Source organism: Pseudoalteromonas atlantica (assembly GCA_007988745.1).
Lineage (GTDB): Bacteria > Pseudomonadota > Gammaproteobacteria > Enterobacterales > Alteromonadaceae > Pseudoalteromonas > Pseudoalteromonas atlantica.
Window position 1 is genome coordinate 21,187 of sequence record BJUT01000036.1, and the last position, 21,334, is coordinate 42,520.

Annotated in this window: 14 protein-coding genes; 8 read left to right on the top strand and 6 right to left on the bottom strand. The window is 41.4% G+C overall.

Annotated features, from left to right (window positions below):
- Nucleotides 1–58: 58 nt before the first annotated feature.
- The gene (locus tag PAT01_RS14055; protein WP_249318366.1) at nucleotides 59–1,354 is read right to left on the bottom strand and encodes a YHYH protein; all 1,296 of its coding nucleotides are present in this window, start codon (nucleotides 1,352–1,354) and stop codon (nucleotides 59–61) included.
- A gap of 299 nt (nucleotides 1,355–1,653) precedes the next feature.
- The gene (locus tag PAT01_RS14060) at nucleotides 1,654–2,550 is read right to left on the bottom strand and encodes a LysR family transcriptional regulator (protein ID WP_039972407.1); all 897 of its coding nucleotides are present in this window, start codon (nucleotides 2,548–2,550) and stop codon (nucleotides 1,654–1,656) included.
- 172 nt (nucleotides 2,551–2,722) lie between these two features.
- Between PAT01_RS14060 and PAT01_RS14065 the strand changes: the two genes are divergently transcribed.
- Both PAT01_RS14065 and PAT01_RS14070 read left to right on the top strand, forming a co-directional pair.
- Complete coding sequence (locus tag PAT01_RS14065) at nucleotides 2,723–4,060, top strand: MATE family efflux transporter (protein WP_138578478.1); 1,338 nt, start codon at nucleotides 2,723–2,725, stop codon at nucleotides 4,058–4,060.
- Between the two features lie 167 nt (nucleotides 4,061–4,227).
- Nucleotides 4,228–4,755, top strand: coding sequence for an acyloxyacyl hydrolase (locus PAT01_RS14070; RefSeq protein ID WP_024033246.1), 528 nt, complete (start codon nucleotides 4,228–4,230; stop codon nucleotides 4,753–4,755).
- A 16-nt stretch (nucleotides 4,756–4,771) separates the two neighbouring features.
- On the opposite strand, the gene PAT01_RS14075 is transcribed toward PAT01_RS14070, so the two are convergent.
- The 4 genes from PAT01_RS14075 to PAT01_RS14090 form a co-directional block, all read right to left on the bottom strand.
- Nucleotides 4,772–5,842 (bottom strand): cytochrome-c peroxidase, encoded by a 1,071-nt coding sequence (locus PAT01_RS14075; protein WP_154945668.1) that lies wholly within the window; start codon nucleotides 5,840–5,842, stop codon nucleotides 4,772–4,774.
- Complete coding sequence (locus PAT01_RS14080) at nucleotides 5,835–8,513, bottom strand: TonB-dependent receptor (RefSeq protein ID WP_138578482.1); 2,679 nt, start codon at nucleotides 8,511–8,513, stop codon at nucleotides 5,835–5,837. Before PAT01_RS14080 ends, PAT01_RS14075 begins: the two co-directional genes overlap by 8 nt.
- A gap of 13 nt (nucleotides 8,514–8,526) precedes the next feature.
- A complete protein-coding gene (locus PAT01_RS14085; RefSeq protein ID WP_138578484.1) occupies nucleotides 8,527–11,274 on the bottom strand; it encodes an Ig-like domain-containing protein in 2,748 nt (915 codons plus the stop codon).
- 328 nt (nucleotides 11,275–11,602) lie between these two features.
- Nucleotides 11,603–12,160 carry a hypothetical protein gene (locus PAT01_RS14090; RefSeq protein ID WP_318299756.1) on the bottom strand — a complete coding sequence of 186 codons (558 nt, stop codon included), beginning with the start codon at nucleotides 12,158–12,160 and terminating at the stop codon, nucleotides 11,603–11,605.
- 153 nt (nucleotides 12,161–12,313) lie between these two features.
- Between PAT01_RS14090 and PAT01_RS14095 the strand changes: the two genes are divergently transcribed.
- The 6 genes from PAT01_RS14095 (at nucleotide 12,314) to PAT01_RS14120 (ending at nucleotide 20,854) form a co-directional block, all read left to right on the top strand.
- The gene (locus tag PAT01_RS14095) at nucleotides 12,314–13,675 is read left to right on the top strand and encodes a TolC family protein (protein ID WP_138578486.1); all 1,362 of its coding nucleotides are present in this window, start codon (nucleotides 12,314–12,316) and stop codon (nucleotides 13,673–13,675) included.
- The gene (locus tag PAT01_RS14100; protein ID WP_138578488.1) at nucleotides 13,672–14,817 is read left to right on the top strand and encodes an efflux RND transporter periplasmic adaptor subunit; all 1,146 of its coding nucleotides are present in this window, start codon (nucleotides 13,672–13,674) and stop codon (nucleotides 14,815–14,817) included. The genes PAT01_RS14095 and PAT01_RS14100 overlap by 4 nt, the downstream gene beginning before the upstream one ends.
- A complete protein-coding gene (locus PAT01_RS14105; protein ID WP_138578490.1) occupies nucleotides 14,817–18,002 on the top strand; it encodes an efflux RND transporter permease subunit in 3,186 nt (1,061 codons plus the stop codon). The genes PAT01_RS14100 and PAT01_RS14105 overlap by 1 nt, the downstream gene beginning before the upstream one ends.
- Nucleotides 18,002–18,685 carry a response regulator transcription factor gene (locus PAT01_RS14110; protein ID WP_154945669.1) on the top strand — a complete coding sequence of 228 codons (684 nt, stop codon included), beginning with the start codon at nucleotides 18,002–18,004 and terminating at the stop codon, nucleotides 18,683–18,685. Before PAT01_RS14105 ends, PAT01_RS14110 begins: the two co-directional genes overlap by 1 nt.
- Entirely contained in the window at nucleotides 18,682–19,968 is a 1,287-nt protein-coding gene (locus PAT01_RS14115; RefSeq protein WP_138578494.1) for a sensor histidine kinase, read from the top strand. Before PAT01_RS14110 ends, PAT01_RS14115 begins: the two co-directional genes overlap by 4 nt.
- Before the next feature lie 319 nt (nucleotides 19,969–20,287).
- Entirely contained in the window at nucleotides 20,288–20,854 is a 567-nt protein-coding gene (locus PAT01_RS14120; RefSeq protein WP_138578496.1) for a hypothetical protein, read from the top strand.
- Nucleotides 20,855–21,334: the final 480 nt, after the last annotated feature.

A 21,334-nucleotide genomic window follows, 5' to 3' on the forward strand; every position in this document is an offset into this window, starting at 1 on the left:
ACTTAAATATCATTATGGTTCAATATGTTAGTAAATCTCTAACCAGAGTTCAGGTTAATTAGCGTTTAGGTTTTTCGGGTAGGGCTGCTTTTAGTTGCTCCGGTGTTACGTTAAGTGCCTTTGCTACAACCGTTAAATCGGCATTAGGGCCGCCGGCTTTTTGCATTGCTTGCATAAGCACTTTTTCGCTAACGCCTAGTTTGTTAGCTGCCTCAGCAAACCCCGGTGGCGACATGCCGTCGTTAGGGCCACCCGCTTTTGGACCGCCACCACCTGGTGGTTCATGGCGAGATATTTTAGTGCCTTCAGGTGGCTTAGCCCCTACACCTGCTTGTGCTGTGGTCATAAAGTTGTTTTGTGCAACCACACCTTTTAAGCATTTAGGTAAGTTAGGGAATGTATTACTTGCATGGTAGTGGTAAGTAACTATGCCGCTTTCACCCACGGGGCCTGTGTGGCCATTACAGCTATCAAGCTCGGTTGGGGATGTACCATCAATTTCTTGGCTTCCGTAAATTGGGTAGCCATCAAAGCCATAACCAAATAGGGCGCTTGGCTTTTGCGTTAAATTATTACAGTTAGCGTTTACATGTTCGTGTTTATATACGCTGTCTATATCACTAGCGGTGCCGTGGTAGTGGTACCAACCGCCCGGATCAATATGACCTGCGCACGTATCAAGCGCGGGTAAATGCCCAGTATGTTGCACACTTGGCGCATCCGAAAAAATAGGCACACCCGCAAGCGCTATACCCACTTTAGATACAGTGCCCAACGCTGTTGATTGCTCAGACATAACAGGGTGCAGTGGTAAAAGGGCGGTAATTTCTACGCTTTTATCTACCGATACATTAATACATGCATGATCAACGGTTGGGCGAATGGTCGCGTTATCAACAATATGCACTTTGCCGTCTTCATCGTAAAAGGTAAACCCTTGCTCGTTAAGCATGTTTAAAAATGCTTTATCTAACCTATATAGCCCCGCATCGGTGCCATCCCAATCCCAAATTCCACCTACGTCGTCGAGTGTTTCTGGGCAAAAAGGGCCGACTTCAATATTGTCTGGCTGATATTTTAAAACCACTTGAGCACACTGAGTTTGTAGGCCGTTTTCAAGCGTGCACTCTACAGTTTGTGGCAGCTTTACCATGGCTTTAATATTAAAATCATTGGTATTAATAAGCGTGTTTTTAGCGCTTTTAGCTTCTGGGGAGGCAGGTGTACTTTCGCTTTTTATCTGCTCGCCACATGCAGTTAAAAGTACCGTGGCACTAAGCAGGCAAAATGCGAGCTTAGTTTTTGTAGTGTTAACGCTAGGCGCTTTTAAACGACTTCGTTTAATTGTTCTCATACTTACCCCAAAACGATTTATATACGAAGGTTTTAGTATGGCAATAAATTGTGCAAATAAAATGAAAGTTTTAAAAGAGATAATGATATGTTTGAGATGCATGGCTAGCTTTTAATTAACATTATTGGGAGTTGTTATTAAGTTATTTAATAAACTTACACGATTAAATACGAAGTATAAAAGTACAAGTTAGCAACTGCTGTTTTTACTTGCCCAAGGTTTACCAATAAAGCTCCATATATTTAAAGCGCAAAAAGCACAAACCTAGGTTTGTGCTTTTATATTTTACGGTTAAATAATTATATTTTTTCCCAGTAGGGTTCGTCACCAAAGTAGCCGCTAAAGTAGTCTATAAAGGCCCTTACTTTTGGTGCTAATAAACGCGAACTTGGGTAAACACTCCAAATAGCGGTGTCGGATGCAAGTGGGTAGTCTTGTAAAATTTGTACCAGCTCACCACTTTGTAGTTTTTTATAGGCACACCAGCTCGACATTAACGTAATACCTAGGCCTTGCACGCACGCGTCGCGCACCGCTTCACCGTTATCGGCTTGTAATACGTTATTGGTTTTAATGTTTTGTGTGCCCTCGGGTGTAATAAACGACCACGTAGTTAAACCATGTAAATTAACACAGGTATGATTTTTTAAATCTTGCGGTGTTGTTGGGGTGCCGTGTTTTGCAAGGTAATTAGGCGATGCGCAAATTAAGCGTTTATCGCGGGCAACCTTTCGGGCTATAAGGGTTGAGTCGTTTAATGCGGCGTCGCGTATTGCTATATCAAAACCTCCGCCAACCATATCAATAATGCTATCGCTTAAGCGTAAATCAATTGTCAGGTCGGGGTATTGCTCAATAAATCCAGCCAATGCAGGAATAATATGCATACGCCCGAACGAAGCAGGAGCAGTAATGCGCAATTTTCCTTGTGGAGTTACACTGCCAATACCTACCGAGGCGCGTGCCATTTCAACATTGGCAAGCACTTCCTCGGCGTGGGGTAAAAAAGCTTGGCCCTCTTCGGTTAGCGATACTTTTCGGGTTGTACGATGAATAAGTTTAACGCCGAGCGTTTCTTCAAGCTTATTCATTTGGGCACTAGAAACCGCGGCCGACAAACCTAACTCCTTGCCAGCTAAGCTAATATTATGTGTTGTTGCGATTCTGACAAACAGATTTAAATGGGCAATGTTCATTATCAAATTTTTCAATAAACTGATTATTTAAACAACTATATTATCAATACTTAGTTGTGTAAATATACTAGCAGCTTATTCATTGTGACTTTTCCTGTGGCGCTTACTATAAGCGCCTTTTTTTTCGGTATTTTTCTCGTTTAAATTTTTAAGTTTAGAGTGAGCCTGCCTTATGAGCCGTAATACATCATTACTTTTAAAGTATTTATTTAAGCAAACCTGGCCTATGTTGGTTGGCTTGTTTTCTATTATGGGAAGCCAGCTGGTTGATAGTATTTTTATTGCTAAGCTAGGCGCTGAGCCGCTCGCTGTAGTTGCCTTTAGTATTGCTATTTTTCAGGTAATTGTGGGAGTACAAGTAGGCTTAGGTATTGCGGCAACTGCGACCATTTCTACTGCACTTGGGGAAAATAAAGTTCACTACGCACGCTACTTAGGTAGTTTAATCGTACTTATTGGCACCGTAATAGTAACGCTATTGTGCTTGGCGTTGTGGCTTTTTCAGCAGCCTATAATTTTAGCGCTGGGTGCAACGCCTTCGTTATTTAATTTAACTGAGCTTTACTGGTTGCCTTGGCTAATAAGCTGCTGGCTTGGAGCGCTGCTTTATTTTGGTTACAGCATTTGCCGTGCTCATAACGAAACCTTATTGCCTGGGCGAATTATGGTGCTAACCAGCGTGTTAAATATAGCGCTCGATCCATTGTTTATGTTTACCTTTGATATGGAGTTAGCGGGTGCTGCATGGGCAAGCTGTGTTGCTTTTTCAATAGGCTTAGTAGTGGTGTTTTACACGCTTATTAAACGAGAACTTGTAACCTTTGATGTTTTAAAAAACTGCACTGGGCAGGCAATAAAAGCCATTGCAAAAATGATGGCGCCAGCTTTACTTTCACAGTTTATTCCGCCTATTTCAGCCATGATAGTAACGGCATTGATTGCCGTGTATGGTGGGTTTGCTGTAGCAGCTTGGGGGCTTGCAAACCGTATTGAATATATTGCGATTATTTTAATTTTAGCGCTTACCATGGCGCTGCCCCCCATTGTTGGAAATTTAAAAGGGCGGGGCGAGCTTAGGCAAATATTAAGCGTAGTAAAACTTGCGTGCGGTTTTGTAATTGGCATACAAATTTTATTAGCGGTTATTATGCTAGGTGTGGCTAACCCGCTTGCAAATGCGCTTAGCAATAATAGTGAAATAGTAGCTAACCTAACAGATTACTTTGCATTTGTGCCTCTGAGCTACGCGGCTTTGGGTGTATGTATGATCACGGTATCGGTATGTAACGCGCTGGGCTTTGCGACCACGGCCTTATTTATCTCCATATTGCGGCTATTTTTGTGTTACTTACCACTACTTTGGTTAGGCTCGTATTTTTACGGTTTAACAGGGTTATTTATCGGTATGGCATGCGGTAATACCTTGTCGGGTATTGTGGGTTGGCAGCTTTTTAAGCAGCAATATAAGCGATTAACAACACACGTTAGCGTGCGCTCAAGCACTGTTTAATTATCAATATATTGAAGAAAGTTATTCCACTTAAATTGCAATTATCAAAATAGTTAAATGCAATTAGTATGCACCTCATTGAATCATTGCTTAATCTATAGCAGCTAAATTTGCTGTGTTTAGGTCAAGCAATTGCAATAAAAATAGAGCTGCTTGAGGTGAATAACATGAAACTTTATAAATTGTTTTTAATAGCTATAACGCTATACGCAGGCGCTGCAACGGCTGCACAAGATTACTTTTCGATGAGCTATATTCAAGGTGAAGGAGACGTGCGAGGGATTAAGGTGGCTTATCAATATGCCTTAGATTATCAAATAGAAGGCTTTGAAGAGCTAGAGATTTACCTAGAAGCCAATGCTAACTTTTTTGAATACGATGACCCAAAACGCTACGACGCTAATTTAGGCTTATCGCTTTCGCCTGTTATTTTTTATCCTATTGGCAGTATTGCTGGGAACCGCGTTTTTGCCGAGTTTGGTATTGGTTTAAGCTTATTAGACGACACCAAATTTGCGGGAAAAAACATAAGCACACATTACCAGTTTGAAGACCGCCTAGGCATTGCCATGAAATTTGGTGAGGCTGAGCAACATAGCGTCTCACTTAAGTATTTTCATTATTCAAACGCTGGTATCAAAAAGCCTAACCCAGGCCTCGATTTTATATCGCTAAGCTACTCACGCGCACTTTAGGTGAGTAGCTTACTATTTATAAAATCCGTAAAAATGCCACTAGGTCTGCTTGTTCTTGCTTAGTTAAATTAAGCTTTATAAGCAGGTCGGTAGTTTTAGGGAAGTGTGGGTCGTTTAGTTGATTTTTTCGTGGTCTTGGTCTAGCCCCGCCATGGTTATACATACTCACGATGCCTGTTAAATCTTCAAATAACCCGTTATGCATCCATGGAAAACTTATTGCTAAACCTAGTAATGAAGGAGTTCTAAATTGTCCTATATGATCAGGGTTATTTGTGGCATCAAAGCGGCCCTTATCTTCAAAGTGTCGGCCGTAGTAATGGAGTCCAGTGTTGTGAAATTTGTTATCACTTAGTAGGGGGCCATTATGGCATGTCATACATTTAGCTTTAGTTCTAAATAAATGTAGGCCGTTTAGTTCATTATCAGATAGTTGCATTACAGCTTTCTTCGGACTGCTTTTTACTCTTAAAATAAAAAGTTTAAAGCGAGTATTTGGAGCTGATAGTGTGCGCTCAAACGCGACTAAGGCTTTTGCCATTTGCTCAGTGGTTAACGTGCTGCTATTAAAAGCGCTTTTATTAAATGCACGGTAACTCTTATCTTTATTTACTCGGGCTAAGGCTATTTTTGGATCTAAGTCCATTTCAATCGGGTTTTCTATTGGCATAAGTGCTTGCTGCTCAGCGGTGCTTGCGCGTCCATCCCAAAAAAAATGTTGCCATTGATCAATACCAAAAATTGCGGGGGTGTTACGCGTGCCTATTTGCTCGTCAATGCCTATGGCAGTTGTACGGCCATCATGAAAGCCTTTGTCGCGTTCATGGCAGGTGGCGCAGCTAACGGTATTATTACGTGAAAGCTGCACATCATGAAAAAGCTTATCGCCTAGTGCAACATGCTCCGGTTTAGGCGATGCTACAGGCAAAAGCGACATGGGCTCAACGCTTCTTCCGTCACTGGTTTGAATAGCAGGCCAATGAGCTTGGCCTTTACTATACAAAGCACGTAAGTCTTTATTGTTTAAAGCTTTAGAATCAGCCGTAAATAAGAATACAGCAAGGGCTACAAAAATAACTTTAATCATATTTGTAGCTCAGCCCTAACCAAAATACTCGACCAGGCTCAATACCTGATGCGCCCTCTGCTACTGTATACGTTCTCGTATTTAATAAATTAGAAATATCAGCACGTAACTCTAAGCTTTGGTTGCTGGTCAGTTTATGTTTGTATTTTAAACTTAGGTTTAGCATTGTTCTAGCACGTATAGTCTGTTCCTGATAAACATCAAATAGAGTGGAAACAACTGGACAGCTAGCACAGACATCTTCTATATCTATACTTTCGCTTCCTCCTGTACTTACAGCTGTATCGTAGCTACCTGAATATGAGATATTTAATCCAGTGCTAAATGAATCGACCCAATCTACGTTCCAGCCTAAGGCTGCTGTGATAGGTGCTCCAAAATTAGTTCGTATCTGAGATAGTTGACTCAATGTGACCAGTGAACCTTCATCTTTTGCATTAACATAGTAAACTAGTTCATCGAGTGGGGTGTTATCTACGGTTGCATTATAATTGTCATTTGATATTTCGTTTTCGGCATACGATGTATTTGCCCATACAGAATGGGCACCAAATTGAGCGCTCCATGCTAGTGAAATACGTTCTGAACTTCCCGTTCCTTCATTACTAATATCAATATAAGTGTATCCATCAAGATCTGTTTCGTCTGAGGTTGTGCGAGAGAACTGCTGATGTTTTTTTCGCTTTACGTATTTTAAAGAAATATTACCAATTGTCTCAAATGCGTGAGCGATACCCAGTGCAAATTCATCATCGTAAGGGGTATCAACGTCATTAAAACGATATTTAAAGCTGCCAGTGTAATTTGAATCTAACCAGTTTTGTAAGTAGCCACTTTCGATAGGCCTATATTGTAGATAAGAAAACTGTTGTTGTTCTTTAATTTTATAACTGATAATAGCGGAGTCGTAATATCGGCTTAGGCCGGCACTAATAATGGTTTTTTTATTATCAAATACGTCGTACCCTATTGAAATTCGCGGTGCTACATCATGGTTTTGTAAAAAGTCATCATAGCTGTAGCGCATACCTAAATTCACATCCAGTTTGCCGTAGTTAATATGGTCGGTAACGTAGAGTGCGTTGCGATTTAAATTTACATCTATGTATTCAGCAGGGCTAACAGTTCGGCCTTTAAAAAATTGCGCTGTAGTAGTTATATTATTACTGTATGCGGTGACGTGTTCCGAGTTGTTAAAGTCAATCTCACCGCCTAATTGCTCAGCTAATTTTTCTATAGGGATGAGGGTTTCGAGTGCTTGACAATCAAGTGAATAACCACTGCAATTAAGTGGTGTACTAGCACTAGACCATATAACAGGCGAACTGTAGTTATAGCCATCTTGAAAGCGCTCACGTTCTATTTGCTGATATTTAATTTCTGCACCAGCCACAACTGAGTGGGTTAACCCTAAAAATTTAAAAGTGTCTAAATTAAATGTATTTTTCCAATTGGTGGTGAATTGGCGGTTATCTAACGCGCCATAACCACCTTGGCGTGAAAAGCGTTCGTCTGCATCGCCTTGGTTAGCGTATTGTCCCCAGTCTTTTCCTTTTGTTTGTAGCCAATTATAAAAATGCGCTGGGCCATCTCGGCTACTATCACTTATGTTAAAGCTTAAATTACTTGCCCATGTTACATATTTAAAATCTTGCTTTAATTGTATTGCGCTACCATATGCGCCACCTTCTAACTGATAGTCACTATCAAGTGCATCAGTAATAAAACCATTCACCTCGTAGGGAGAATAGATCATACTTATCGTAAAATTATCAACCCAGCCGTTCTTATAACCATATTTAAATATAGCGTTAATGTTACGGCGGCTTTGGGTTTTTGTTTGCCCCAGTGATAAGTCACTTATATCACTGTTAAGGTAATTTAAACTAAACATCACACCGTGGCGTTTATTAAGTTGCTTTTTACCGCTCAATGAATAGCTTATTTTTTCGTATACTGGAGCCTCTAATTCTGCTTCATCTGTACTACTTTGCTCAGTTTCATTGTCGGCTTGAATATAATGATAATCAGCCCAATCACTGTGATTCCCGCGTACAGTAAAACTAAAACTATCTTTGCCAAACGTTTCTTTTGTTTTGGTATCAACCACACCGCCAGAAAAGCCACCAAACTCAGCCGGAATGTTATGGTCATAAACAGTAATAGACTCAACTACATCAGAGTTTACATTCATGCTTTGCACACCGCCTGATACGTCATTACTTGATGATGTTAAGCGGCTACTACTGGCGGGATCAATACGATTATTGTAGTTCATACCATCAAGTGAAAAACCTGTTTGCCAAGGCTGGGCACCTGAGATGGATATTTCTGGCGCACTTATCTCTGCTAAGCTTTCAATGCTTAATGCCTCATTGCTTAATTGTACGCCTGGTAAAAGTGCAATTAGCTCATTTATGTCGCCATTCCCTTTGGCTGTTGCATCAATAAAACTGCGGTCTAAATACGAACGACCAATAACTTCAGGAACTTCTATCCCTATAAATTGGCCTTTAACTTCGATGTGTTCGATAGCTTCACATAAACTTTTTTTTTCATCAGTGAGTGTGCTGCAATCTTCAGGTGGGGGAGGAGTCTGTTTTTGCTCGGTCGCACCATATGAATTATGGGCAAGCAAAAACAGACACGCATAAATATAACGTGTCTGCATTGTTTTCTCTTATTTAGTTGCCAATTGGAGTGCTGTCTTCGCTATCAGCAATACCATCGTTGTCAGCATCTTCATCGGCTGTTAAACCCGAAGCGGCAATATCTTCATCAGTTACATTTGCTAAGAAGAAGTTTGGAAGCCCGTCGTTATCAGTATCAACACTGGCAACACGGTTATCTCTAAAGTCATCTTTGCTTGCAATTAATTCAGCCATTGTGGTGTAAAGGTCAAGTTGGTCGGCTTCACCGTTCACATCGTTAGTTACAAGCTCTGTTGCTTGCTCGTATTCGTCAAGTAAGGTATGTGCTTCGACTAAATCTTCCATAGCTTCAATAATGACAGTATCGGCTTGCGCTAAAATAAGCGTTTCAATATCAGCGAGAAGTGCTGAGGTTTGTGTTTTCACACTACTGTAAGTGCTGGCAAAGTCAGTAATACTGCCGGCATTAGCCCCCATGCTAGAAAGCATGCTGTAACGTTCCCAAAAGCCAGTTGTTGGAGCACTAAGTGAGACCGTTTCTTTTTTAAGGGCTTCAAGTATATCCAGCAATTGGTCGCTTGTTAACGTGCTTAAATTTTCGTTTACTTCAGCTATCGCACTATTAAATGTAGTTAAGGCTAAATCAGTAAAACCAGCATCGACTAAATAACCTAATGTTTCTAAGCTGTACTCAAACCGATCTTCAATGTCATCTAATACACTAATTTTACTTAGTAATTGCGTATTTACTGCGGCAATCTCGTCAGTCAAACCACCGCGGTCAAGTGATACCATTACATTGTTATGAACAGTAATTGCAGAAGTGTCGGTTAAAGTTCGTAATGTGCCTGTATTTAGTTTATTTAACATGGTTAAACAGCGATTTGCGGCAGCAGCAGAATCTGCGCCAATTTCTTCGCTAATGCTAACCAGTAAACCACATCCATTAGAACCCGCTAAGAAAGAAGCAGATGACTCTGCACTTATGTACTCGTCAGATGAAATAAACTCACCAGCATAAGTTAATACGTCTTTAGCCTGTTCTGTAAAGCCAAACTGATGTAGAACTTGTGCTGTTCCCGCGTTATTTGATGTTTTGGTTAGACTTCTAAAAAACTCATTATAATCACTTTCCTCTGTAAAATAGGTGAAGGCTTCAGCCGTTGCATCAGCTACAGATGAACCCGCTATAATGCTTTTAGTTATACTAAAACTGTACATAATTTGTTTAGCACCACTGATATCAAAATCAGATGAAAGTAAGGCAAACGCAGGGTTTTCTTCGAGGTCATAAAGGCCTTCTAGTAATCCGGCTAGAGTTTGTAGTGGATAGGTATAAGTACCTAAATTGGCCTCAGAGTATTCTGAAGCAGCAAACTCATAGTTGCTATCTATGCCCGTTACACCATAAAACGACAGCGCTAGGTTTACGTATTCACGGGCTAGTTCAAGCGAGTTGGCTCGAAATAAAACCTCAGCTGCCCATGCAGTATAAAGAGCTCTTAGTTTCTCTACTCTTTCACCCGCATACTCGCCACTACCACCTTGAATTTGGTAACCTGTGTTACTTGAAATATTTACTAGTGCAGTAGCAAAAGTTTGTGCTGTGAGTTGATTGGCATCAGTTGGGTTTGCAGCATATACATCTAATGCACCTTCGGCTGCATTTTTAAATGCTGTTTGAAAGTAACCATATGTTGTTGAATATTGCTCTTCACGTACTATCTCTGCATAACTGTTAATAGTTTCCAGCAGTGTTTCTGCTTCATCGGTTTGACCAACATCCATATAATCATTTACTAAACCAAGTAACCAGGCTGCATCGTTACGGTTGATGTTTTCAAACCCTTTTTCAGCTAAATATTGGTTGTAAGCAGCTAAGGCGCGTGAGCGGTATTGTGCACCTTGCTCTATTTCATTGATGCTATCTAACGCAACACCTACATCTCTTAGGCCTCCAGCAAGAGCTGTTTGCTCGTTAATGAGTAATAAATAGTCTTCGGCTGTATCTAAAAACCCAGCACGTGCATACGCCGCTGCTTGAACTTGGTATACGGTATAACGTGAAATTTCATCGTTAATGCTTTCGTTTACAATATCGGCTTGTTTTAAGTGTGATTTACTAGAGCTGTAGTAAAAATTACGTTTGTCTTCATTTGTTACATAAGAAGGGCTTAGTGTAATACTGGCCGTAATTGGTTCATCAATTACGCCATCCGTATAGCTTATTACGAATGCTTCATTAACTGAACTTAATGTTTGCGCTTCAAAGATAAACTCGCCCGTGCTTTCGTTTATTGTAATTACACCACTTTCAGGGGAGGTTACCAGCGTAAATGTTATTTCATCTCCATCGGCATCAACTACATTAATAGTCCCCTCTGTTGTTGATGATGAGGTAACAAATACGTTTGTTGTTTGTAATACCGGCGTATCATTAACATTTTCGACCGTAAAGTTTAGCGTTACATTTGAACTAAGAGAGCCATCGCTAGCTGAAATTGAAGCACTATCGCTACCAAAAAAATCGGCGTTAGGCGTATACGTAAACTCACCATTTGCTTCTATCGCTATCGTCCCATTACTTGGCGCGTTTGCTAATGTGTAGCTAAGTGCCTCGTCGTCGGTGGCTGTTACTTGGCCTAAAAAAGTGGTGTCTTCGTTTACAGTAAAACTTAAATTAGGTTGAGAAAACTGTGGAGCAGTATTACCCGAGCCACCGCCACAACCAGCCAACGCAAGCGCGCATAATATTGGGGTAAATTTAATTAGCTTGTTCATTATTGTTAATATTAAAAGTTAATGATGTTGCGAATGATAACGCATATCAATTAGATTTTAAAGTGTGTAAAGTATTTGTCATATTAATAGTGAGTATCCACAAAGTACTTATAAGGCAGCTAAAACACAAAACCCTGCTATTAACAGGGCTTTATTGTGAGTAAAAATGAGATTAGTAAAGAGGGGGATGGTTATTAGTTTAAGTCGCTAATAATAAGCAGCGGAAAGTTTTTAGCTGAACGAGGTTGCCAATTATTATAGCTAATATTGCTAATTCCAAAATAGTTAAGCACCTTAGGTGAGTACGTCCAGCCACGTGCACGTTGCTTTATGGCGGCGCTGCGTAAACTGGATTTAGCCCTACTGTGAGTAGGTCGTGATTTACATTTAGCTTTGTGTAAAAGGCTTTTTCGCGCAAGCTTGCTTTAGCAATTACCTCATCGTAATGGGCGCGTAATGTTTGCCACTTTTGGCTTTTTTGTGGCTCTTTTAAGTGCTTTACCATGGCATCAATATCACTATCTAACCACTTAGCTGAGGCTGCATCCCCATGCCAGCCAATAATTGTATTGGGCTCAATTGTAGTAGGGTGGCCAGCAAGCAACACATAATTAGCACACGACGAAAAGCAAAACTGCTTTATGTTTACTGTTAGCTTATGCGCCAAAATTAATTCGGCTAAGTCCATCCCTAAATCTATGTTTCCGCCGCCGCTGGTAATCGTAAATGTATTAATTGTAGGGTTAGTTTTTAAAAGCTCAGCTGCCGTATTGTTATTTTGTTTGTTGATTTGGCCACTGTATATAATGGTTTTATCACTTAAGGTTACTTGAGCCTGCAATAACGTGGGGAGTATTAAAAAAAGGGTAAAAATTAATTTATGCATATGAGTTTTAAGTGAGTATTTTTGCCAAAGGCTACGTAATTTGGCTAAACGAGGCAAATACTAATTTGTCTAAAGTAAGTTAACCCCTTTTAACCCATCCTTAACCCTTGCCCTAATACACTGTGTGTAATGACGTAAATTAGGCACAGTTAAATGGTTTATTTTAAAAAGCGCTCAACGGTTTTATTGCTTGCACTTAGCTGCACGCTTGCTGCGTGTAGTAGCCAGCCAAGCTATACAGGTAATAGCACCGAGCAATCGCTAAAGCAGCATGCAAATTGGCAATACACACAAGATGATGCAACCGAGGTAAGTTATATCACTGATTTAGTGAATATAGCGGGGCTTGATTCGCTTATTAACCAAGCCGTTGCAAATAATCCTTCGTTTAACCAAGTGCATGTGGCGCTAAAACTTGCTTATGCGCAGCGCGATGTTACCGCAGCAAGCCAGTGGTTTAGTGTAGATGCCGATTTTGACGCTCAGCGCAACGAAACAACTGGCACACAGTACAGCTCATTACTAGGGGTTAGCTGGGAGGCCGACGTATGGCAAAAAATTGCTGATAACGTAGCCGCGCAAGACATGACCATAGCCAGTAATCAGGCCACTTACCAAGGCGCTAAAGACACCTTAGTAGCCAGCGTGATGCGCACGTATTTAAACATTATTTTGCAGCAAGATTTACTTAACATAGAGCAGCAGCGCTTAACGGTTTTAGAAAATAACGAGCAAAGTATTGTTGAGCGTTACCAATACGGCTTAGGTGATTTAGAAGCCCTTGATACCGCGCGTACAAATACCGCTTCAACCCGAGCCACTATTGCCGATTATCAAGAACAAATAGCACAAGCTAAACGCGCTTTAGTATTATTAGTGGGCGTTGATAAACTTGAAAACTTACCTACTACCTCTGTTTTACCTGAGGTTATTGAGCCGCTAAGCGCGTTACCAGAGCAAGATTTAGCGCGTCGCCCCGATTTACAAAGTGCCTATTACAATATTCAATCTAAACGTTATTTAGTGGATGTAGCTTACAAAGATTTACTGCCAAGCATTACGCTTTCGGCATCGCTTAGCGATTTAGCAGCCACACCCAGCCAAGCATTATTAACCAGCCCAGTTTGGAACTTATTAGGCAGTTTAAGTGCGCCGTTGTTTCAAGGCGGGGCACTTCGTGCACAAGTTGATATTGCAAAATTAAATGCCGAACAAGCCTTTTGGGAATACCAAGACACGCTACTTAGCGCCGTAAACGAAGTAGAAAATGAACTAGGCCAAGAGCAATCATTAACACAGCAGCAGCTACAAATTAGTAAAGCACTTGCCAGTGCTAAGCGCAGTTATAGCAACTACCAAAGCAAATACCAGCAAGGTTTGGTTGATATTTTAGACTTACTAACCGTGCAGCAGCAGGTGTACGACCTACAAGCTCAGCTTAGCCAAATAAATTACACCCTTTTAACTAACCGTATAGATTTAGGCCTTGCCTTGGGCCTTGGAGTATCGTCATGAAAATTTCGCCAGTACCTGTTGTTGTAACTCTTGTTGCCATTGTTTGTATAGGGCTTGCTATTTCATATAACGGCCAAAAAATGGCGCAGCAAGCAAATGGCCCAAAGCCTGAGCCGGCTAAATCTGTGGCACCCAATGTATTGGTTATTAACGCTGTGCCAAGTACGTATCAAGCCTATGTTAGCGGCCACGGTGAGGCTAAAGCACACTGGGCGCTTAGCTTAAAAGCACAAGTTAAGGGCGAAATAACGAATATGAGCGAGCAATTTGCTACCGGTAATGTAGTTAAAAAAGGCCAAGTGCTTGCACAAATAGATAACACCGAATACTTACAAGCAGTTGCGAGCGCTAAAGCCACATTAGCAGATGCCAAACTTGCCCTACAAGAAGAGCAAGACTTAGGAAACCAAGCAAAGCGTGAATGGCAGCGCTCGGGTGTAACACAAGCACCAAGCTCGCCTTTAGTATTTAGAACGCTACAGCTAGAAGCTGCCCAAGCAACGGCCGATAACGCCCAATACGCACTCCAAACTGCGCAGCGTGATGAAAAAAACACCCATATAAGTGCGCCGTTTGATGCTGTTATTTTATCGCGCGATGTAGATTTAGGCACTTACGTAAGCATCGGCGATACACTGGCTACATTAAACAGCACCGACAAAGTAGAAATTAGCGTACCGCTTTCATTAAGCCAATGGCAAAACCTGGCAAGCGATAAGTCGGGCGAGGTTATTTTAAGTGATGTAACAACACAGAATCAGTGGCAAGGTTACATTGCTCGTTTTGAGCAGCACCTTGACGATAGCTCACGCCAGCGCAGTGTAGTGGTTGCGCTAGACAAACCTTTTGAGCAAGCAACACCATTGTTACCAGGTACATTTTTAGCGGTACAAATTGCTGGTAAAGCGCTTAACAACGTAATTAAATTACCCGCCTCAGCAGTATCGCAAGAGGGCTTAATTTGGTACGTAAACGAGCAAAACACGTTAATGAGCATTCAAGCGCAAAAACTATTTGAGCGCGGTGATTACGTTTATATCTCTCCTATTGAAGGACACACTAATTTACGTGTGGTGGCTCGCCCACTCGTAAGCTACTTAAACGATATGTTAGTAAACCCAATTGTTGAGGAGATGCCATAATGAGCCCGCATCAAGCACCGCAATTACCTAATAATACTAACCCTTTGCACGGCATTATTAGCTGGTTTGCTAACAACTCAGTGGCCGCCAATTTATTACTCATTAGCGTAATAGTAATGGGCATAATGTCGCTTTCTACTTTGCGTAAAGAGGCGTTTCCAAGCCTTGAGCCAGATACTATTTCAGTATCGGTGGTTTACGACAGTGGCGATGCCTTACAAGCAGAAGAAGGCATCGCCCTAAAAGTAGAAGAAGCCCTTGAAACCGTACCGGGTATTAAGCGCATTACCTCTACATCCGATGCCAGCGGCAGTCATGTAAGCATTGAGAAAAAAACCGATTACTCGCTTGATGAGCTACTCACCGATGTTAAAAACCAAGTTGATGCCATAAATAACTTTCCGGCAGATGCCGAAGAGCCGGTGATCGACAAAGCGCGTAGGCAAGATCACGCATTAACCTTACAATTGTTTGGTGATGCCGACCGCCATACGTTGCAAAACCTAGGTGAAAAACTAAAAGCCGATTTATTAGCTAAATCGGGCATTAGCGATGTAGAGCAATCGGGCGTGCTTGACCCTATGATGTCGGTAGAAATCGACGAAGGTAAACTACAAGCCTACGGTTTAACAATTAGCGATGTAAGCGAGGTGATTAACAACGAATCATCGAGCCCGCTTTCTACTAGCTTGCGCGATAGCAATAAAATAATGCGCCTAAAAGCGGCCGATCAAGCTTACTGGCAGCGCGACTTTGCCAATATAGTGTTACTTACAACGCAATCAGGCACACAAATTAAATTAGGTGATGTAGCAACCGTTACCGACACATTCGCAGAAGATACCAACTCACTAAGTCGTTATAACCAACAAAATGCCGTAGGCATTGAAATTTTAATGGATGAAAATAGCGATATAACCACCATAGTTGAGCAAGCACAAAGCGTAATTGATACATGGCACGAGCGCGGCTTATTACCGCAAAATGTAGAGCTTGAAAGCTGGCACGACAAAAGCACCATGATCACCGAGCGCCTATCGCTGCTTACTAAAAATGCCGTAACCGGTATTATTATGGTGTTTGTTATTTTAGCGATATTTTTAAATGTACGCGTTGCGCTATGGGTTGCAGGTGGCTTGCCATTTGTATTTTTTGGCACGCTGTACTTTATGACCGACAGCTACACCGCACTGACCATAAATGAAATGACCACCTTTGGTTTTATTATGGCGCTGGGGATCGTGGTCGACGATGCCGTGGTTGTGGGGGAGAGTATTTACACCACTCGCAAAAAACACGGCGACACCCTTAATAACACGATTTTAGGCACCATGAAGGTGGCTGTACCCACCATATTTGGGGTATTAACCACGGTAGCGGCGTTTGTTGCGCTTTCGAATGTATCTGGCAACTTAGGTAAAATTTACTCACAGTTTGCGACCGTAGTGACGATTTGTTTACTGCTTTCGGTTGTTGAATCAAAACTTATTTTACCGTCGCATTTAGCCCACGTAAGCACTAAACGCCAGTTAAAGTCGGGTCTTAGTGGCTTGTGGTCAAAGGTGCAGCATGGCGCCGACAGCGGTCTAACTTGGTTTAGCGATAAAGTGTACCGCCGCGTTATTGAATACTCGTTACGATTTAGATACGCCATTGTTGCTGCATTTGTGGCCTTTTTTATTCTGGTTGTTGGCATGCCTATGACCGGTGCAGTAAAAGTAGGTTTTTTCCCAAGTATTGCCGGCGATACCGTAACCGCTGAACTTGTTATGCAAAACGATGCAGCGTATGGGCAAACTAATAAAAACTTGTTAGCGCTTGAGCAAAGTGCACTACAAGCCCAGCAAAATTTAATGGATAAGTTTGACTCGCAAGAGAGCGAAATAACGAGCTTACAATTAGTGAGCAGTAGCGATACTAGCGGTACGGTAAGTGTTGAGCTATTAAACGAGGGCGACTTTACAGCAAGCGAATTTGCACAAGAATGGCAGCGCCTTGCCGGTATGCCAGAGGGCAGCAAAAAACTACAAGTATTGGCTACACGTAAAATGGTTGATAACTTTAAAGTAGAATTAAAAGCCTGGGATGACGAAACTGTAATGGCTGCAGGCGCACTGTTTAAAGAGCGCTTACAAAATACTGCTGGTGTTAATGGCATAGACGATAATTTAAACCCAGGTCAGCCACAGCTTAAATTTACCTTAAATGCACAAGGGCGCGCTTTAGGTATGGATACGGCGAGCCTATCAGAGCAAGTATTACAAGCTTTTGGTGGAGCAATTGTACAGCGTTACCAGCGCGATAAAGACGAAGTAAAAGTACGTGTGCGTTACCCAGAAAACGCCCGTAAAACACCAGCCGATATAATGCAATCGCGTATTAGGTTACCCGATGGCACCGTAGTACCTTTGGTTAACGTAGCCAATATAAGCAGCGAATATCAGCAAGATGAAATAACCCGCATTGATGGCTTACGTGCAATTTACTTAAGCGCACAAGTAGATAAAAACATTGTGGCATCTAACGAATTAGTTGCTAACTTAAGCCGCGACTTAGTGCCTGAGCTTAACGCGCAATTTCCTAACTTAAGTATTCACTTTGCCGGAGAAGCCGAAGAGCAAGACGAAACAACAGGCTCAATGGCCACTATGTTTATAGCCGCGTTATTAGTTATTTACGTATTGCTGGCGATTCCGCTTAAATCGTACATTCAACCCATGTTGATTATGGTGGCGATTCCGTTTGGTATTGTGGGTGCTATTTTAGGCCATTGGTGGAACGACTTAACCATCAGCATACTTTCTTTAAATGGTATTTTGGCGCTCAGTGGGGTGGTTGTAAACGACAGCCTATTATTGGTATCGCGCTTTAACGAGCTGGTAAAAGATGAAGGCATGAGCACGCACGATGCCATTGTAGAGTCGTGTACAAGCCGCCTGCGCGCGGTAATGCTTACCTCAATTACCACCTACGCGGGCTTAGTGCCGTTATTAAGCGAAACCTCAATGCAGGCACAGTTTTTAATTCCTGCTGCGGCATCACTTGGTTATGGTATTTTGTTTGCCACGGTTATTACATTAATCCTTATTCCGGCATTATTAATGATTCAAATAGACATTAAGCGCTTACTTGCCAATGTGTTAGACTTTTTAAGTGGTAAACGCACCGAAGGAGCTGCCTCTTAATGATAAACGTACTACTGGTTGAAGACGACATAGACCTGGCAACAACAATTGTTGATTACCTCGATATAGAAGACATTGAGTGTGACCATGCAAGCAACGGCGTTTTGGGCTTAAATTTACTGCAAATTAATGATTATCAAATGATTATTTTAGATGTAAACATGCCCAAAATGGACGGCTTAACAATGTGCAAAACATTGCGTGAACAAGGTAAAGATATTCCGGTATTAATCTTGACCGCACGCGATAGCCTCGATAATAAACTTGAGGGCTTTGCCGCCGGTAGCGACGACTATTTAGTAAAACCCTTCGCCATGAAAGAGCTAGTAGCGCGGGTACAAGTGCTGGCAAAGCGCAAAAGTGGTGAGGCAAAACGCCTCACCTTAGCTAATTTAAATTTAGATTTAGCAAAGCGCAGTGCCGATGTAGAGGGGCAAACATTAAAGTTATCGCCCATTGCATTTAAATTGCTAGAAACCTTAGTACGCCATGCGCCGCAGCCTGTTACCCGCAGTAGCATTATGCAAGCTATATGGGGCGAAGAGCAGCCCGACAGCAACAGTTTAAAAGTGCATGTGCATCATTTACGTAAGCAATTAGAAGCCACCACACACCAAGTTACACTTGAGACCATTCCTAGTGTGGGCTTTGCAATAACAGCAAATGAAGGGCAACCACAATGAAAATAAGGCCTAGTTTAAGGCTCTACTTTTTTGCCAGTATGGTAGTGCTTAGCTCTGCTATGGCCATTGGCTTTTCGTTTTTAAGTGTAAATTACTTTATTGATGGGCTAGATAAAGGCTTAAACGGAGTTATGTTAAAGCTTTCGCAAACCACTGAAGTAAAGCCTGGGGAAACAAAAGAGCTGGTGGGCTTTAATATAGCAAGTCGCTGGGAAGACATGCCTGCGTCAATTCAGCAGCGTTTTAAAAAACCAACAGAGGTGGGGTTTTTACATAAAACAAAAGACAGGCCATCGATGTTTTCTATGCCACAAAATTTATTTTTTGTGGTGTATTATCCAAACCCCGAAGGCGAGCCGCGTTATATATCGCGCATTATGCTCGAAAAAGATAAACCACAATTGCTCGCTAATATAGAGCCCGAACAACGCATGCTATGGATTGCCATTACAGGCATTGCGGCCATTGTGTTATTTGCGTTTTTTTTGTTTATGGTAATGAAAAAAATAGCCAAGCCAGTGGAGTCGTTAAGGGGTTGGGCTAAATCGTTAAACCAAACTAATCTGCAGCAAACACCGCCTGATTTTACATATAACGAACTAAACACTTTAGCCACATTAATACGCAGCAGCTTACTTTCGGCAAATGAAAGCGTAGAGCGTGAGCAGCGCTTTTTAAGCTATGCCAGCCACGAGCTGCGTACGCCAATTTCGGTTATTCGCAGTAACGTTGAGCTACTCAATCGGCTGAGCGAAAAAGCCCCGTTAAGTGATAAACAACAACTTACACTTGAGCGTATAGAGCGCGCCGGTTTAACCATGAGCGATTTAACCGATACGTTATTATGGCTAAGCCGCAACGAAGATCAGCAAAGTAGTCCAGAACCTGTAAACCTTAGTGATAAAATAACGACCCTGAGTAATGAGCTTAACTACTTGCTTAATGCTAAGCACGTTGAGGTGGTTTTAAACACCCAGCAAGAGAGCGTTATTACCACCGATGCTACTGCGTGCCACATTGTACTGACTAATTTAATTCGTAATGCCTACCAACATACCCAATTTGGCCAAGTACATATTACGCAGCAAGGCAGTAAAGTGACTATTGTTAATTGTAGTAAGCAAGACGATGCCCCTAAAGCGAGCTCGCCCTCAGCAAAACACGCCAGCATAGGGTACGGACTAGGCCTGCAATTAAGCGAAAAAATAATTAAACGCCACGGCTGGGTTTACGATGTAAACGACAAGCCAGGGCGCTATGAAGTGGTGGTCGATTTTAGTTAGTTATTTGGTTAATTAGGTTTAAAAGTGTATTAAAAAGCGGCTTAATTTAGTAGCTCATATCTGATTTTGCAGTTTCGGTTAATTGGTTTGGACATTACCTGATAGACAGCTATGTAAGTTATGTGAAGCTTGGGATAAAGAATTTTTTCACCTCAAAGACCAGCTCATTTAATTATCTTGACGGAAACTCATTTCATATTTTTTCAAAACATCTACCAGGAAAGCTTAAAACTAGGCTCAAATACAGCTGCCATTATATCTAGCCTATAGAGTTATTGTTTCTTATACTCGTTTCTACGATTCATAAGAGAGCTTAAATATGAAAGCGAGTGACGAAATTGATATTACGGGAGACCTAGTTGCTTCTAGTTTTTGCAACGCTAAATTGACCATAAATAAAGATGTAGTAACTATTACACCTAACGTTAGAAGTTATTTGTTTGAATGGGGATTGCATATTTTTTGTTGGACAGTGTGCATATTTATGTCAGCTAAAGTTTGGCAGTTGGAGCCCAACCTTGATTCGAAAACCGATTTCGTTATTGTCGTGTTTACATTGGGGGGACTCTTTAGTTTAGGCACGACCTTGATATGCAGAAGAAGCAGAAGAAGATTTTATTTTGATCTAAATGAAAAAGTGCTAAATGTCGGCAGTTCGAACAATCCGAAAATTAAAGTCGCTTTTGATTCGTTTGAAAAGCTTCTGTTAGTTACGACACGAATATATAGTACTGAGTCGCCACGAACTTATTTTGAGCTAAACGTTCTAACCAATACCCAAAAAAGAGTCACTTTAATGTGTCATAGCGATTATTACGCAATACAATATGATTCAGATGTACTCGCTGAAATACTGAAACTAGAGGTGGAGAGTTTAGAGGCTTGACACCATCAATAATTATTTTGAACGTAAATAGAAAGGCACTGCGATGGAATTTGGCATGTTAGTGCGACTGTTTTAATCTGATACAAAAGTGCAGCAAACAAGCGAATTACCACGGAAAAAAACAATAATAAATTTGGAAAAACTCAGAATTCAAAAAGCAAATGATCGTTATAGAAACTGCACGAACTACTTTTTGTTTAAGTTGGTTTCTCTTTCGCTAAATACTATACACACCTAAATCATTCTGACCGTCCTCTCCTTGTCTGTAGCTGCCTGCCATATGAAGCTTCAACCCGCGTATAAAAGTGTCAGTTTAGATATGAGCCACTACAGCTTAACGCAATGAACGTTAAGCCGCATTTTTATGATTACTATTAGGGCGCATTACATATAATACCAATCCGCAATAATACTTAATCATTTTGAGGGGCTAAAACGTGTCGCTATCAGAGTTAAAAAATTCTCATTTACGACTGTATA

Bases quoted from the DNA above. Each gene is read 5' to 3' on its own strand.
- PAT01_RS14055 (WP_249318366.1), bottom strand. From the start codon at position 1,354: ATGAGAACAATTAAACGAAGTCGTTTAAAAGCGCCTAGCGTTAACACT.
- PAT01_RS14060 (WP_039972407.1), bottom strand. From the start codon at position 2,550: ATGAACATTGCCCATTTAAATCTGTTTGTCAGAATCGCAACAACACAT.
- PAT01_RS14065 (WP_138578478.1), top strand. From the start codon at position 2,723: ATGAGCCGTAATACATCATTACTTTTAAAGTATTTATTTAAGCAAACC.
- PAT01_RS14070 (WP_024033246.1), top strand. From the start codon at position 4,228: ATGAAACTTTATAAATTGTTTTTAATAGCTATAACGCTATACGCAGGC.
- PAT01_RS14075 (WP_154945668.1), bottom strand. From the start codon at position 5,842: ATGATTAAAGTTATTTTTGTAGCCCTTGCTGTATTCTTATTTACGGCT.
- PAT01_RS14080 (WP_138578482.1), bottom strand. From the start codon at position 8,513: ATGCAGACACGTTATATTTATGCGTGTCTGTTTTTGCTTGCCCATAAT.
- PAT01_RS14085 (WP_138578484.1), bottom strand. From the start codon at position 11,274: ATGAACAAGCTAATTAAATTTACCCCAATATTATGCGCGCTTGCGTTG.
- PAT01_RS14090 (WP_318299756.1), bottom strand. From the start codon at position 12,160: ATGCATAAATTAATTTTTACCCTTTTTTTAATACTCCCCACGTTATTG.
- PAT01_RS14095 (WP_138578486.1), top strand. From the start codon at position 12,314: ATGGTTTATTTTAAAAAGCGCTCAACGGTTTTATTGCTTGCACTTAGC.
- PAT01_RS14100 (WP_138578488.1), top strand. From the start codon at position 13,672: ATGAAAATTTCGCCAGTACCTGTTGTTGTAACTCTTGTTGCCATTGTT.
- PAT01_RS14105 (WP_138578490.1), top strand. From the start codon at position 14,817: ATGAGCCCGCATCAAGCACCGCAATTACCTAATAATACTAACCCTTTG.
- PAT01_RS14110 (WP_154945669.1), top strand. From the start codon at position 18,002: ATGATAAACGTACTACTGGTTGAAGACGACATAGACCTGGCAACAACA.
- PAT01_RS14115 (WP_138578494.1), top strand. From the start codon at position 18,682: ATGAAAATAAGGCCTAGTTTAAGGCTCTACTTTTTTGCCAGTATGGTA.
- PAT01_RS14120 (WP_138578496.1), top strand. From the start codon at position 20,288: ATGAAAGCGAGTGACGAAATTGATATTACGGGAGACCTAGTTGCTTCT.